Source organism: Clostridium sp. Cult2, assembly GCF_021655075.1.
Taxonomy (GTDB): Bacteria; Bacillota; Clostridia; order Tissierellales; family Tepidimicrobiaceae; genus Schnuerera.
Map to the genome: position 1 here is coordinate 12,818 of NZ_PPXX01000030.1, position 14,585 is coordinate 27,402.

Annotated in this window: 15 protein-coding genes and 1 pseudogene; 9 read left to right on the forward strand and 7 right to left on the reverse strand. The window is 30.8% G+C overall.

What is annotated here, in order from left to right; all coding sequences use genetic code 11:
* Positions 1 to 138: 138 nt before the first annotated feature.
* Positions 139 to 1,244: pseudogene (locus C3E90_RS03370) on the reverse strand (IS110 family transposase).
* Between the two features lie 295 nt (positions 1,245 to 1,539).
* Here C3E90_RS03370 and buk point away from each other — a divergent pair.
* The 5 genes from buk to C3E90_RS03390 all read left to right on the forward strand — a co-directional run bounded on the left by buk (position 1,540) and on the right by C3E90_RS03390 (position 7,545).
* Positions 1,540 to 2,613 carry a butyrate kinase gene (gene buk, locus C3E90_RS03375; RefSeq protein WP_236914191.1) on the forward strand — a complete coding sequence of 358 codons (1,074 nt, stop codon included), beginning with the start codon at positions 1,540 to 1,542 and terminating at the stop codon, positions 2,611 to 2,613.
* Between the two features lie 169 nt (positions 2,614 to 2,782).
* Complete coding sequence (locus C3E90_RS03380; RefSeq protein WP_236914193.1) at positions 2,783 to 3,547, forward strand: IclR family transcriptional regulator; 765 nt, start codon at positions 2,783 to 2,785, stop codon at positions 3,545 to 3,547.
* Positions 3,548 to 4,100: 553 nt separating this feature from the next.
* A complete protein-coding gene (locus tag C3E90_RS13565) occupies positions 4,101 to 4,256 on the forward strand; it encodes a reverse transcriptase N-terminal domain-containing protein (RefSeq protein ID WP_442870554.1) in 156 nt (51 codons plus the stop codon).
* A gap of 534 nt (positions 4,257 to 4,790) precedes the next feature.
* Positions 4,791 to 5,309, forward strand: a complete 519-nt coding sequence (locus C3E90_RS03385) for a transposase (RefSeq protein ID WP_336513003.1) — start codon at positions 4,791 to 4,793, stop codon at positions 5,307 to 5,309.
* Positions 5,310 to 6,054: 745 nt separating this feature from the next.
* Positions 6,055 to 7,545, forward strand: a complete 1,491-nt coding sequence (locus tag C3E90_RS03390) for a hypothetical protein (protein ID WP_236914196.1) — start codon at positions 6,055 to 6,057, stop codon at positions 7,543 to 7,545.
* A 335-nt stretch (positions 7,546 to 7,880) separates the two neighbouring features.
* Here the strand turns inward: C3E90_RS03390 and C3E90_RS03395 are convergent, their stop codons facing one another.
* From C3E90_RS03395 to C3E90_RS03420, 5 genes are all read right to left on the reverse strand, one after another.
* Positions 7,881 to 8,339, reverse strand: a complete 459-nt coding sequence (locus tag C3E90_RS03395; RefSeq protein ID WP_236914197.1) for a DUF58 domain-containing protein — start codon at positions 8,337 to 8,339, stop codon at positions 7,881 to 7,883.
* The gene (locus tag C3E90_RS03400; protein ID WP_236914199.1) at positions 8,336 to 8,872 is read right to left on the reverse strand and encodes a hypothetical protein; all 537 of its coding nucleotides are present in this window, start codon (positions 8,870 to 8,872) and stop codon (positions 8,336 to 8,338) included. Before C3E90_RS03400 ends, C3E90_RS03395 begins: the two co-directional genes overlap by 4 nt.
* On the reverse strand, positions 8,865 to 9,197 hold the full coding sequence (locus tag C3E90_RS13225) for an AAA family ATPase (RefSeq protein WP_272879052.1): 333 nt from the start codon (positions 9,195 to 9,197) through the stop codon (positions 8,865 to 8,867). The genes C3E90_RS03400 and C3E90_RS13225 overlap by 8 nt, the downstream gene beginning before the upstream one ends.
* A gap of 360 nt (positions 9,198 to 9,557) precedes the next feature.
* The gene (locus tag C3E90_RS03415) at positions 9,558 to 9,902 is read right to left on the reverse strand and encodes a transposase (protein WP_236914201.1); all 345 of its coding nucleotides are present in this window, start codon (positions 9,900 to 9,902) and stop codon (positions 9,558 to 9,560) included.
* 274 nt (positions 9,903 to 10,176) lie between these two features.
* Entirely contained in the window at positions 10,177 to 10,488 is a 312-nt protein-coding gene (locus tag C3E90_RS03420; protein ID WP_236914202.1) for a hypothetical protein, read from the reverse strand.
* 127 nt (positions 10,489 to 10,615) lie between these two features.
* Here C3E90_RS03420 and C3E90_RS03425 point away from each other — a divergent pair, with 127 nt between their 5' ends.
* Positions 10,616 to 11,281 (forward strand): rhomboid family intramembrane serine protease, encoded by a 666-nt coding sequence (locus tag C3E90_RS03425; protein ID WP_236914204.1) that lies wholly within the window; start codon positions 10,616 to 10,618, stop codon positions 11,279 to 11,281.
* Between the two features lie 522 nt (positions 11,282 to 11,803).
* Positions 11,804 to 12,073, forward strand: coding sequence for a hypothetical protein (locus tag C3E90_RS03430; RefSeq protein WP_236914205.1), 270 nt, complete (start codon positions 11,804 to 11,806; stop codon positions 12,071 to 12,073).
* Positions 12,074 to 12,211: 138 nt separating this feature from the next.
* Here the strand turns inward: C3E90_RS03430 and C3E90_RS03435 are convergent, their stop codons facing one another.
* Positions 12,212 to 12,988: a DeoR/GlpR family DNA-binding transcription regulator gene (locus C3E90_RS03435; RefSeq protein WP_236914226.1), complete on the reverse strand. Its 777-nt coding sequence runs from the start codon at positions 12,986 to 12,988 to the stop codon at positions 12,212 to 12,214.
* 249 nt (positions 12,989 to 13,237) lie between these two features.
* On the opposite strand from C3E90_RS03435, the gene C3E90_RS03440 reads away from it, so the two are divergent.
* Together C3E90_RS03440 and hxlB are read left to right on the forward strand one after the other, a co-directional pair.
* The gene (locus tag C3E90_RS03440; RefSeq protein ID WP_236914206.1) at positions 13,238 to 13,930 is read left to right on the forward strand and encodes a ribulose-phosphate 3-epimerase; all 693 of its coding nucleotides are present in this window, start codon (positions 13,238 to 13,240) and stop codon (positions 13,928 to 13,930) included.
* 14 nt (positions 13,931 to 13,944) lie between these two features.
* Entirely contained in the window at positions 13,945 to 14,505 is a 561-nt protein-coding gene (hxlB, locus tag C3E90_RS03445) for a 6-phospho-3-hexuloisomerase (protein WP_236914207.1), read from the forward strand.
* Positions 14,506 to 14,585 lie beyond the last annotated feature (80 nt).

The window sequence follows — 14,585 nt, forward strand, 5'->3', positions numbered from 1 at the left end:
AACAGAATAAATTCTAGAATATTTAATGTTAAATTTAAGCATGGCAAATAAGCCCTGCTGAAAACAAGCTTTTAAAAGACATTAATTAAAGGCATAGGGAATTAGGTGTCATCTATCGATTCTTACTTCATATGGCTTTTAATCTCTGAGTATAGCATAAATTATATTGCATAATTTTCTTGAAACAGCACCAATACAAGTAAGGAGATGCTTTCCCCCACCTCGCTTTTTAAGATAATATGCATTTAAAACCGGATTGTTAAATGAAGCTACTAATGCAGCTTGAAACAAGGCTTTTCTTAAATAAGGAGATCCGCTTTTGCTCATAACGGTATGTGTAGCCTGGAATTCACCAGAACTAATAACGATGGCATCTATACCAGCATAAGCAACTATTTTTTTGGGAGAGTCAAACTTATTAATATCACCAATTTCTCCAAGAGTAGTAGCTCCAATTACATTCCCAATATCTGGGATTGTTGTAATAGGGGAATCAATAAATGATATAAGCCTATTGATTTTATTTTCTGTATTCTTAACTTGAGATTCAATAAAGTTTATTTGCTGAATAAGTGCTTTTAATTGAAAAGTAAAGCTGTCTTTGCTAAAGGTAATTCCAAAAGAGTTTATAGCTTTGGATTTAATTAGTTCAGCTAAAGATTCAGTAGAAATATCTTCAAAATCAATGGGTGATGAAAATTGTAGCAAAAGTTCTTTAGAGGTTTTGCCAAAGACGTCAGAAAAAATAGACTGATATTCAGGAAATACTTGGTCAAGAATACTGATTACCTTTCTCTTTAAGACAGAAATAGACTGAACAAGGTAAGAGCGAAAACGGGTTAAATTTATGAGAGAAAATATATCCTTATTGGAAAGAGAGGTTTTTACAAAGGAGCCATATCGATGAGATCAGCAATTAGTAAAGAATCAATAATATCAGTTTTTCTTTTACAGCTCTCGGTTCCTCTACGTCAACCATCTGTTTGAATAGGATTAATAACATGAATGGTAAAACCATTATCATAAAGAAAAGAATATAAAGCCAACCAGTAATGAACTGTAGCTTCCATGCCTATAACAAAGTCAGAGATATTGCTGGAAAAAGAGTTTAATTTGGAAAGTAGAGCTTCTCCACCATCCGAAGTATTGGAGAAAGAAAAAGCTTTAAAAAGGGTCTTTCCATCTTCATTAATTAAGGATGCGACATGATTATTTTTAGCGATATCAATTCCTAAATAAAACATAAGTAACACCTCATAAAGATATATTTTAGATTGTGAGTCCACTCTACTAATAAGCGTTACCACCTTGTTGTATATTGGGAGAGAAGCCTAAAAGCAACCAACATCCGAGTCATTCGTAAACTGCTTATTAGAGAGAGGTATCAGTCTTTCTATTACGAGTTCAAAGACTCAAGGAGAGCTTGATAATCCTGTCAATCAAATAATACAATTATTTCTAAATTTGAGAGATAAATAAGGAAAGGTTTATAGGTTTTCCTATCTAATAACCTAAATACATTATACAAGGAGAATATTAATGTATAAAATACTAGTAATTAACCTAGGTTCAACATCTACAAAAATTGCATACTATGAAGATAATATATGTATGAAAAGAAAAACTATAGAACATCCATCAGAAGAAACTAGATCTTTTTCTGATATATTTGATCAGATTGAATATCGAAAGAAATTTATTGAGAAATTTATTGAAGAAAATAATATTGATAAAAAGGAATTAGATGCCATAGTGAGCCGTGGTGGTCATACTGAACCTATAGAAGGTGGAATTTATCGTGTGAACGAAGAAATGCTCAGACAACAGGCTAGTGGGTTATATGGATTTCATCCAAGCGACTTAGGTAGTAAAATAGCTTATGAAATTTGTTTGGAAATTGAAGCAATTCCATTAATAGTGGATTCACCTGTAACAGATGAATTTGAGCCTGAGGCTCGATTATCTGGGCATCCGCTTATGTCAAGAAAGAGTAGTTTCCATGTATTAAATCATAAAGCTACTGCTAAAAGATATGCTAGAGAAAAGGGAGTTAAATATGAAGACCTTAATCTTATTGTAGCTCATCTTGGAGGAGGAATATCCGTAGCACCACATAAGAATGGAAGAATGATTGATGGTGATAATGCACTTGCTGGAGATGGTGCTTTTTCAACAAACAGAACGGGTGCATTGCCTGTGGGTAAACTAGTAGATATTTGTTTTTCTGGAGAGTATACTTATGAAGAGGTAAAAAGGATGATTCAAGGAGAAGGAGGGCTTGTGGCATATTTAGGCATAAACGATGTCAGAATTGTAGAACAGATAGCTAAAACAGATGAAAAAGCAGCTTTATGCTTAAATTCTATGATTTATCAAATTTCTAAACAGATAGGTGCTATGGCAACTGTATTAAAGGGTAAAGTTGATGCTATACTTTTAACAGGTGGAATTGCAAATTCTAATTATATTGTGGACAAAATAAAAGAAAGATGTTCATTTATTGGTCCTATTGTAGTATATCCAGGAGAGAATGAAATGGAAGCACTGGCAAGAGGAGCATTAGAAGGACTTCGAGGAGAAGAAACTATAAGAGACTTTGAATCCACTGAATAATATTTATTCAGCATTTTTTACCTCACCAAAAACTTTAAAACTAAAGTTTAGATAATTGGATAAGATGAAAACATTATTTTTGTACTAAGGTTAAGATGAAATTAAATTTATAAATGTTATAATATATATAAAACACAGGGATAAGTTATTAGGTGAGGAGGATAAAATTATGACAAAAGATAAATATCTATTGAGTTCAGTTTATAATACATTAGAAGTATTGGATTTATTAAGTGAGCATAAAGAATTGACCCTTTCTGAAATAAGTAAAGAATTGAATTTAGGGAAGGCTAGTGTTTTTAGAATGCTATATACATTAGAGAAGAAACAGTTTGTTCATAAAACATCAGGTGCTAAGTATAAACTAGGAATTAAGTTTGCTCATTTTGGGGCAAAAGTATTAGATAGACAGAATAATTTAGATATCATTAGACCCTTTTTAGGAAAGCTTAGAGATGAACATAATGAAACTGTTCATTTATCTGTTTTAGATGCAGATTATAATATTATCGTTATAGATAAAGCTAAAAGCAATTTTGCAATTCAAATGACATCAAGAATAGGAGGGAAGTTACCTGGATATTGTACTGCTATGGGAAAAACATTGTTAGCAAACATGCTTGATGATGAATTGAAAGAAAAGATATTCTCATTTACTTTAGAAAAAAAGACAGATACAACTATTACCAATCCTAATGAACTTATTAAGGAATTGGAGAAAATAAGAGAGAAAGGATATGCTGAGGATTTAGAAGAATGTGAAGTTGGGCTTGTATGTTATGCTGCTCCTATAAGGGATTTTGATGGCAATACAACTATGGCAATAAGTTTTTCAGGACCTTCAATAAGGATGAGACAGAATAAGGAAAAATTAGTACATTCAATAAAAGAGATTGCCGAAGAAATATCAAAAAAAATTGGATACATTCGTTAATATGTAGCTTAGTTTAATTTTGAAATTTGAGACTGTAATAAACTTTGTGGTGCTCCTAAACGTAGGCTATATGAGGTGGATTGAAACATCTACCAAGTGTAATCATCCACTTGAAGCTTTATCGTAACTACATTTTTAGAAATGAAAGTGAAGGGAGTAATGAGAAATGGTGAATCTGTAGGGGTAGCACCTATCTTATATAGACACTTGCGTATGTAATATGGTTAAACGAAAGTGAACCTTTGTTTGAAGCTTCGTTATAATTAGTATGTTCTTGAGTGCACATAGGCATATATTACCGAAGTTCTAGGTATTCACAGATTATCTAGAAGGTGATTCATAATTCGGTCGGAGTAGAGAAGGAACTTAAATTACTCAATTTATACTGCTAAGAATATAAGAGAGCCTAAGGGCAACTATGGCTGGGGACACAGATGAAAGCATCTGTAGCTATCGAATCTTAAAAGTCAATAACAAAGAGGTGTTGGGTATAGCAGTGATAAGAGAATATCTTTACGCCATTCCATTTAGCAGAGTGTAAGCTAATGTTAGGATTTTCCAACGTAAATTAGTAAGGATGGCTGATAGAAGAAACGTAAGGAAAGTAAAGAATCTAATTAGACTTATGTTGCATTCATGTTCAGTTAGAATTATTGCAATTGAAGTTATAACAAGAACAAATAAAGGAAAATCCACTCTCTCGGAGTAGACAATAAAATTTTAATTACAGATAAATAAAGAATACAAGCCTTAAAGCTCAACTACAATAGAGTTAAAAGCTCCCAGTGTAAAGAGTGTTTATGCTTAAAAGAAATGGTAAACTAAGACCTTTGGGTATTCCAAAAATCTATGAAAGAATCAAGCAATAGATATACCGAATTATTATGGAGTCACTATATTCTGTTTGGGGAAGCAAAAACTCTTTTGAATTCAGACCTAGGATGCATAAAAGAGATGTTTCGACAATATTTCTCATGATAAACTTATTAACTCCTGTTGTGCAAAAATAAAAGTGTAATTGGTTATATTACTAAAAAATTAAATATGGCATAATCAATATTGGTGATAAGGTATCTATTTCAAAGATTGCAGAGAATATTGTTAAGATCAAAGATAAAAGCTGTATCTCCCGATTTCTAAGTAATTCTCCCTGGATGATGAATTGCTTAATTACAATCGTTTAGCCTATATAAAACAACTTTTGAATAATTAGCTAGAATCCAATGATATTGGTTTTCTTGTAATTGATGATACAGTTAATCAAAAGAATATTAGGACTAAATCAATGGAAGCCTTAGTTTTTCATTATTCACATTCTCTAGGTAGAGCCTGCTGGTCTCATTGTGTAATAACCTCACATTTTGTGTCAGGGCCTTATTCAATATCATTGCAATTTAAACCCTATTACAGGGAGAAAAAATGTGAAGAACTTAGGATATCTTTTCAAAGCAAAACAGATATTGCCAAAAAATTTATACAGAATTTTGATAAACCATCTAAACTTGAAAAAATATATATCCTCATGGATAGCTGGTATACTAGTAATTCATTAATAGATGAGGCTTTATCAAGAAATTACTATTTGATTGGTGGAGTAAGATTTAATCGAAATTTCTACCCTGATGTTAATAAAATTAAAATCTATGAATTTGCCACTAATCTTAATCCAAATACCCTAGACTCCGTTACCGTCAGGGGCAAAGAATACAAAGTATATCGTTATCATGTAAGGTTGCCTAAACCGATAATAAGGTGCTTTTAATATCATTTGAAGTTAGAAAAGCTGGATTTGAAAAACCTGTATACATTCTCAGTACAGATATCACGCTTGATAATAAGACAATTATAGATTATTATCTTGTCAGATGGAATATTGAAACTAGCTATCGGTATTTTAAAGAGAACCTAGCTTTTGATGGATATCGTATAGGAAGCCAAATATCTATTGAAAGATACTTTTTAGTATGTTTTTGGCATATGCTTTTCTAGAAGTCTTTAGAGTTTCTAATAAGGAGTTATCCCTTAAAACAATTGGAGAAATAATTATCCATCATAAAAACATAACTGTCAAAAAATTTATTAGCTATATCTATTATCAAGAAAGACAAAATGTACCTTAAAAAAACTTATACATCTCATTAAAATTGCCTGCATAGTTTTTTAAAAAAAATATCAGGATACAAAGAGTTAGTATATGCTTTTTTATTGGCGCTTATAGGATGTACGACATTTATTATCCTATAATGGAAAACAAGATCTAAAATTTGTATAACAGGAGTTATTAACTTATTGTGATTAGTATAGGAATCAGTCTTTAAGGGCTGGTTTCTTTTTTATTGATAACTATTTTCTTAGGTGATTTGTCCTATAAGTAAACTTAACGTTAATAGGACTATTACCTTATTATTCTAAAATGTGAAAAATATAACCCATGAACTATAGGTTTTAATAGGCTAATCCATTATAATTATTATACAATACAATAAGAAGAAATGGGGGGATTAGCTGTGTTGAGTAATAGAAGGTCCTTTTCCATTATATTAGTGATACTAATGATATTTAGTAGTATGGGAGTATTTGCTGATAATAATGGAAAAGGAAAAGTTAGTATGGAAGATATGGATTTGAGTGGACTGAAATGGGTTGAAGAACCAAGCTTTGGTGAATTTAAGAATAAGAAGTTTGAAGTCCATGGGAAGCTAGAAATACCAAAGGAGTGTAAGGGAACAACTATAGTGAAATTAGAAGTTAATGGTTTTAATGTTGTTCCAATGAAAGATGGTTCTTTTTCAAAATCTATTTTCATCAACTCGGAGGTCTATATTAAGGTTTTTGTGGGTAAGGATGAAGTAAAGGATTTAGCTAAAACTTTAGTCTATTTAGAAGATTCTACTAACGTAGATAAAGTAATAGCTATGATAGATGCTTTACCTGATATGGAAGATTTAAAGTTAAGTGATAAGGAATCTGTTGAAGAAGCTAGGTTGGCATATGAAAATTTGACGGATTTGGAGAAAAAAGCAGTAACCAACTTAGATAAATTAATAGCTGCCCTAGAGAAGATAGAACATCTAGAAGAAGAAGCTCAGGATAAATACTTTTTCCCAACAATATATATGAATGTTCCTGAGCCAATGGGTATATTTAATTATTCAAATATACATTTTGAAGGTTATGTTACAAATGTTAAATATCTAGACAAAATACTAGTAGATAATAATGAAGCAGATTTAGAATATCTAGAATATGCTGAAGTAAAAAATTTAGCAGGAAATATTGTATATAGAGGTTCTGCTTATAAATTCAATATAACTTTAGAATTAGAAGATAAAGCCCATGCTATTTATGTAGAAGCAATTTCTCAATCAGGTCAAAGAGGGGGTTTTGCAAGAAGGTTTTGGGTGGATACAACAGCACCTGAATTAAATATAACCGTGAAGGATAGAGAGGTGACTTCTGATACAGCTGAATTGGAAATAAATATGAAGGATATGTTTGGATATTTAAGACTATATGAATTTGATAGCCATATATATTTATATGATAGAAACTATAGCTATCCTGTTGACGAAACTATGACATGGAGTGTAAGTCTTGATATTGGTGAAAATGTATTTCCTTATACTCTAGTGGATGGAGCAGGCAATAAAACAACGAAAGAAATAACTATAATTAGAGAAGAAGATAACCAACCCTATATAGAAAAAGTTATCTATCAAAAGACAAATCATCCAAATCCTCATCAATATAGTTTATATGGAGTCAAAAACTTACCAGGAGATCATTATAGATTATATGCTAAAACAAAGACCGGTGAAGTAATAGAACCTGAATTTACTACTGCCACGCCAATTACAAGTTGGGCAAGATGGACCACATTGAAAGTGGCTCCTGAAGATATTGTTAATTTTGATGTAGGCATATATACTAAAGATAAATACAATAAATATACAGAAGTATTAAAAATGACAAATATACCTTTTTATTATGATAATTGAATATCAGAAGTTAACTTAAGGGACCAGCTTAATAGTTGGTCCCTACTTGAAATATTTACCATAATAATAGGTTCTTAAACCTAGATATTTTTTTAAACGTCTATCCAATGTTTCTTTATACTTTTCCATATATTTGTATTGGAAAAATCTAATTAAAAGTCTCATGGCACCAATTAAAAGGAAAATACCTATAAGGATAATAGGTGCATTCTCTGGCAAATTAGGAAGTATGTTTTGGGGGATTTAATCACCATATGAATCTCCAATACCACCTGTAATGTCTTCATCCATTTCCATTCTTGGTCTATTAATACTACCCCACAATCCTCTATCATCTACATTAAAATTTGAAGTTCCTGAGTCTTCAATAAAATTCCAAGAGTACCCATGGATTTGTCTAGGTTTGGAGTAATAATGATAACTGTTGCATCCTTTCCAAGGGCATCTATTCTTGTTTTGAGAAAAGAATTAAAATCCATAGCCCCATTCCCTTTAAATTTAGCAAAAGTGGATAAGAAAGGTTTAATATGAAATTTTTGTTGTCCCTGTATATTAATAATATTTTCATCCTCTTGGGTTTGAAAATTTACTGGGATATTTTGATTAATATAGTAATTTACTATGCTAAGACCAATATCTGCTGCCTTATCCTCTAGACGACGTTCTACATCTTTTTCAAATAGTTTATGGTAATTGTCAATAAATACTGTAACATGAGTATCCCCTCGATTTTCGTAGTCTTTTACTATAAGATTATCTGATTTTGCTGACAGTTTCCAATGAATTGATTTCACAGAATCTCCTTTTGTTCAACTGCAGTTATTCTAAAAGTAGAGAGATTGATTATCTCTGGATAGACTAAAAGGGATATTTCAGATGTAATTTTCTTTTTTAATGCATAAAATCCAAATACATCCCGAAGGGTAATTTCTATTTCCCCAATCTCATAATAACCTCGTCTTTTTAAAGTTATTGTTTCACCATGGGTGAATGATTTCTTAGCTTTTAACATAGTCATAACCGTTGATGAATCTATTCCCGTTAAATTTTTCGAAATATTGCTTTGAATTTCTAAATAGGGGATATTAAATCTGCTATTATTATTTACCTCATACTTTATGGTGATTTTATCTCCAGCATATAGAGATTCTCTTGGAATTTGGACAGAACCTTTAAGCCTATTAAGAATAATTAGGCTATGGAATAGAGGAAGTAAAAAAGTAAGTATAAATATATAGAATATAAAATAGGGCATAGTTCCACCAACAAAAAGTAGAAAGGCAAGTATGATTAAAAATATTGGAAGTATAATCTTCATATTAGGCATTTGATATCACCGGTATAAATACACGTTTAAATACTCCTTTTAGAATTTCCTCCATATTCTTTCGTTCGATTCTAGCTTCTGGTGAAAGGATTAATCGATGACCAAGGACGGGCATTATCATTTCCTTTGCATCATCAGGAATAACATAGTTTCTACCTTCTAAGAAGGCTTTTGCTAAAGTGGTTTTTCCTACTCCAGGAATGTCTTCTATTAAAAGATGACCTTTAGCAAGTATAGCTATTAAAACCTTTTCAATAACCTCATCTTTCCCTATGATAACCTTCTTTATATTTTCTAGAATATCCAAAGCTTTTTTGTTATCCATTTTATCCCCCACTTTATAACATTCTATGGCATATTTACAACCTTTTTCTTTATTTACATTTTATACCCTACCTTACATTATATCACACAACAAATATGACTTATGAAAGGAGTTAGTTTATTTATGGAAAACAAGGTAAATTGATAGAAAAATTAGTGGAAAATAATAGGGGGAAAATAATTACATTGGAAGAAAAAAGTAATAAGGAATAAATAGAAGACATAAATATTTGATAACATAACTTTAGTTCTGCAATTTTAAAAGCTATATTACCAATGTTGGGCTAATACTCCTTAATATGAATATTTATCCGGTAAATTTATATAGAATGTCTCTATGTCAACTTTTAGTTTTTTAAAACTAGGCTATTTTAAGCTGGTTATAAACATCTATAATCGATACATTGTTTTTGGCTTTATGATAGATATATAGTACAAATTCTATGGTTGATATATATCTTTGATAATCAATAGATTCTCCTATAGTCCTTATCATAAATTTACTTTGTAATATTCTGAATATCTCTAGGAAGTTTATTGCTAAAAATACAATAAGAAAGTATCTTTCAATGGATAATAAGCTATGTACTTTATATTTATCAAATCCTAAGTTTGCTTTCAGATATTTATAACTAGTTTTAACAGCCCATCGCTTTGAATAATACTTAATTATTGTTTTAGCATCTAGTTCAATATTTGTTGACATTAGAAAAACAGGTTTTTTAAACCATTTCCATCAACTTCATAATAAGTTACTACTAAGGCATTCTCTATTTTGTAATTGGTTCTTCATAAGTGTATACTCTATATTTTTTGCCTTTGACGGTCACGACATCTAAAGCACTAGGGTCTATATACTCTGTAAATTGAGAAAGCTGTAGTTTTGTTCCTTTAGGAGATATAAGTCTATTGGATTTTAATGCACCTATAAAATGATAACCCTGCCTGAGGTTAGCATAAATAACATCCTTATTACTATATCAAGAGTCTGTTAGGACATAGATTTTTTCACGTTTTGACGGTGCTTTAAAATTATTTATAAGTTCTTCAGCTATTTGCATTTTACTTTTAAAAGGCCTATCTATATTTTGGTATTTCTCTTTCCTATAGTAGGGATAATAATCAATTGGAGTTGATATATCCCCTACAGTAAAGTTTGAGGTAACCATACAATGAGACCATATATTCTTACCTTCAGTATGAGAAAAATGATAGTCCAAACTTTCTATTTTCTTAGCACTGGGTTTAGGATTAACTGTATCATCTGGGATTTCTATTTTAAAATTTACCATCCCACACAGATGTGCTTAAAAACCTGTAAATACGGCTACTATCCTTAGTAGTTAAAACAGCTCCAGATATTGAAGAAATTGATTTATTGCTATGCACGGTGATTAAGCCATGAATCGAATTGTTTAAATGATTTATCTATGGTTTAGAAATACCATAATTTATATCTTCAATATAGTTGCAAATTTCTTGTTTATTATTTTCTATATACTGACTGATTTAATAGCGAGTTTTGCCCGTTTTGTATATAATCTATTGTCAGATATACCAACGGTGGTAGCATTTGGAGCCATTGCAGGGGTAATGGAGGCTTATTTCATAATGTTTTCCCATTCTAGGATAATAACATTAGTTCCATTTATTCCATTTTTCATGAAGGTGCCAGCTCCAATCTTTCTATTCATATGGTTCATAAATCAACTTTGTTCAGGTATTTATGGAATTGCAAGTGGAATAGCCTGGTGGGCTCATATATTTGGGTTTTTATCGGGAATGTTTTTATATAAAAAATTCCTTATAAAAAGATTCAAGGATAGAAGGAGAATTCAAATGGCAAGACGTAAAGAGATAAAAGAATTATACTACATTGCCATAGGAATATTGATTATTCACGCTATAGGTGGGTTTGCAGTTAGTTCGGAATATGGCACAAAAGCCATGTATTTAGGTATATTTTTAAATCAATTCTTTAGATTTGGTAGTCCTATTTTTATGATGGTGTCGGGATTAGTGTTATTTTATAATTATAGATTCTTAGACGAATTCGATATTAGTAATTTTATAAGGAAAAGGTAAAATTGATACTAATACCCTATAACCTTTGGTCAATTATCTATTTTTTATATGATTCCTATGCATACTCACTATCTATAAACAAGCAAAGTCTATTAACCCTTGGCAGAGATATATTATTAGGGGAAAGTTTTGCCCATTGATATTTCATATTCTAGATTTTTCAATTTTATATAGTATTAGCATTATTAATAAAATACTTAACAAAACCAGTGGAAGAGAAGTCCTTTAGGGTATTTGCCTTTTTCTTCATATTCCAGGGCATAATCCTTCTATATGGTCATTATTTTAAAAATCCTAATGCAACGGGAATAATCAAGACTTTCAACCAATATAATTGGAAAACTTTGTTTGCCTGGTCCTTTTATTTCATGACAGGTTGACTAATGGGCATGCATTATGAAAGGCTAGTAAACTTTGTGGAAAGAAATATAAAAAAGATATTCGTAGCATATGTATCTACAACCGTCGTTTATATTGGACAAGTATACTATAATATTTGGATTCATAGTGGTAGGGATTATTATGGAAAATTTTAGCACCCATTCCTTTGGAATATATTTTTCTCATCCATTAATATTGGAGGAAATAAAAAGACATCTAATAGGGAGTTTTCCTAACCACATAGGATATAGCAGACTGTCTTCTCTAATATTAATATGTGGAATGGGTTTAGCTATAACATTTATTTTTGTATTATTAGTTAGAATTTTAGACAGTCGCTGGATACCCATAGGCAAAGTGCTTAAATATACATTAAAAAAAAGAGGGGAAAAGGTGTCAGACTTGCAATAGATGAGCAGTTTTAAAATAGGAAATAATATCCTGAATAAAAGGTTTAAACCGGATTTCTTGGGATCCGGTTTAAAGGGATTTCTCATTGAGATTTTTCTTAGTATTTGTAGGAAGATTATAGGGCTAATTTTATTTAAATTAATATTTTGAAATAGGAACTTTAATTATTGTTGTTAATTCTGATAATTTATTTAGTTTTGTTGAGAAAGAATCAGGAAAGTTCTCATCAGTTATTAAGTAGTCAATCTCTTGCCAATTGGCATATTGCACAAGTGCGCTTGATTTGGTTTTTGTACTGTCGGCAAGAACGATATTTGTACTCGTATTTTCAATAACAATTTTTTTTATTTCAGCATCATCAAACTCAACAACAGCAGGGCCATTATGTTGTTTAAATCCACTAGAACCTAAAAAGGATACAGAAATTTTTATTTTATTTAAAAAATTAATAGCACCAAATCCCTTTAGTACTTTAGTAACACTATTGAGTTCGCCTCCTGTAATGTGAATAGTATTATTACTATTTGCTAGTATATTGGCAACGCCCAAAGAATTTGTAAATATTGTATATCCAGATTTTAAATTTAATAATTTTGCAAGATAAAGGGGGGTGCTCCCACCATCAATAAACATAACACCATGTTCAGGTACAAATTCTAATGCTTTCCTTGCAATCGAACTTTTAATATCAGTATTTTCAGTAGAACGTTGTTCTACTGCCCTAGTAACATATTCTAATGGAGTAATAGCACCTCCATGTTTTTTTTCTGCAACACCAATCTTATTTAGGTAAATCAAATCTTTTCTTATAGTTTCTGTAGAAACCCCAAATTGTTTTGATATTTCTGCTGTTTTTATACTTCCGTTGGTCATTAGTATTTCCGCTATCTTTTTTCTTCTTTCTGCAGCAATCATTTTATTCAATGAAGTATTCTCCTTTCAAACGTCTATAATATTTTATTCTATTATAATTTAATTATCATAAAAGTCAAGGTTTTAATTACAGATAACTTAAAAATACCAAGTAAAAACAAGTTGACATGTTGCGATTAGATTGGTATAATATGAATATAGTTGCGAAACTAGCAATAACTAAAGATATATGAGCTATGTTTTTGCTAAAATTACATTATTTTCAATACTATAGTTAAAGGAGACATAATAATGGATGAAAAAAAAATAGTAATTGCACCTTCTATAATGTGTGCAGATTTATGTAATTTAGAGAAAAGTGTTAGGGAAATCGAAAAAGAAGGAATAGATACTTTGCATATAGATGTAATTGATGGATATTTTAGTCCAAGCATGCCATTGGGGCTCGATACAATTAAACGATTACGGGAGATTACGGATATGAATTTCGATGTCCATATTATGTCTAATAATAATGAATTTTTTATTCAGGAAATGATCAAAATCGGTGTCCAGCAAATATCATTTCATTTTGAAAGTAGCACTCATATTGATCGTTACTTAAATTTAATTAAAAAGAATGGCGTTAAGGCGGGGTTGGCATTAAACCCGGCTACTCCTTTGTCCGTTCTAGATTATTCTTTGCCTCAATGCGAAACTGTTTTGCTAATGCTAATTAATCCAGGATTTGCTAATAATAAAGGAGAGAAGCAGGTACCCTATGCAGCGAAAAAAGTAGAAGATTTACATCAATTAATAGAGGAAAGGAAATTAGATGTAAATATTGAAGTTGATGGCCGTGTATCTTTAGATACTATACCTAGTTTGGTAAAGGCTGGAGCTAATATACTAGTTGCAGGGAGTACGAGTTTATTTATTCCCAATAAAACTATAGCAGAAAACAAAGAAAACATGGAAAAAAGCATTTTGGAAGGTTTAGTATAAGGGGGCTCATTTAAATGGTTGATTATTATGAAGTGGAAAAAGAAATTATTTGTGAACTTCAAAGAACTTTAGACAAGGTCGATGCTAATGATGTGAATAAATTGTTAGCAGAAATAAATAAGGCGGAGAAGGTTTTTTTTGTAGGTGTAGGGAGAGTGTTATTGTCTCTTGAGGCAATAGCTAAACGATTGGCTCATCTTGGTATTAAATCTTATGTAGTAGGACAAATTACCGAACCAGCAATTACAGAGAAGGATTTATTGATAGTGGGGTCTGGTAGCGGAGAAACCGCTTTCCCATTAATTATCGCAGAAAAAGCTAAGAAGTTTAATGCAACTGTTGTTCATATTGGGGCAAATTCTAACAGTTCAATGAAAGCATATTCAGATCATTTTGTTAGAATTCCCGTAAGTACAAAACTTCAGCTACCAAATGAAATCCAATCAATACAGCCTATGACAAGTTTATTTGAACAAAGTCTATTGTTACTTGGTGATACTCTGGCACTAATGATGATTAAACAACAGAACATTGATATGGCAAGCCTTTGGGAGTATCATGCAAATTTAGAATAAACCAGATTAGCTAATTATTAAAAATAGATTATAAAGTAATAATAAAAATGATAAAAAATAGGTTAAGGTAGAAAGGAGAA

What these genes read in the sequence shown, in the direction of transcription:
- buk (WP_236914191.1), top strand. Translation starts at nt 1,540, where the DNA reads ATGTATAAAATACTAGTAATTAACCTAGGTTCAACATCTACAAAAATT.
- C3E90_RS03380 (WP_236914193.1), top strand. Translation starts at nt 2,783, where the DNA reads ATGACAAAAGATAAATATCTATTGAGTTCAGTTTATAATACATTAGAA.
- C3E90_RS03400 (WP_236914199.1), bottom strand. Translation starts at nt 8,872, where the DNA reads ATGCCTAATATGAAGATTATACTTCCAATATTTTTAATCATACTTGCC.
- C3E90_RS13225 (WP_272879052.1), bottom strand. Translation starts at nt 9,197, where the DNA reads ATGGATAACAAAAAAGCTTTGGATATTCTAGAAAATATAAAGAAGGTT.
- C3E90_RS03415 (WP_236914201.1), bottom strand. Translation starts at nt 9,902, where the DNA reads ATGTCAACAAATATTGAACTAGATGCTAAAACAATAATTAAGTATTAT.
- C3E90_RS03420 (WP_236914202.1), bottom strand. Translation starts at nt 10,488, where the DNA reads ATGGTAAATTTTAAAATAGAAATCCCAGATGATACAGTTAATCCTAAA.
- C3E90_RS03425 (WP_236914204.1), top strand. Translation starts at nt 10,616, where the DNA reads ATGATTTATCTATGGTTTAGAAATACCATAATTTATATCTTCAATATA.
- C3E90_RS03430 (WP_236914205.1), top strand. Translation starts at nt 11,804, where the DNA reads ATGGAAAATTTTAGCACCCATTCCTTTGGAATATATTTTTCTCATCCA.
- C3E90_RS03435 (WP_236914226.1), bottom strand. Translation starts at nt 12,988, where the DNA reads ATGATTGCTGCAGAAAGAAGAAAAAAGATAGCGGAAATACTAATGACC.
- C3E90_RS03440 (WP_236914206.1), top strand. Translation starts at nt 13,238, where the DNA reads ATGGATGAAAAAAAAATAGTAATTGCACCTTCTATAATGTGTGCAGAT.
- hxlB (WP_236914207.1), top strand. Translation starts at nt 13,945, where the DNA reads ATGGTTGATTATTATGAAGTGGAAAAAGAAATTATTTGTGAACTTCAA.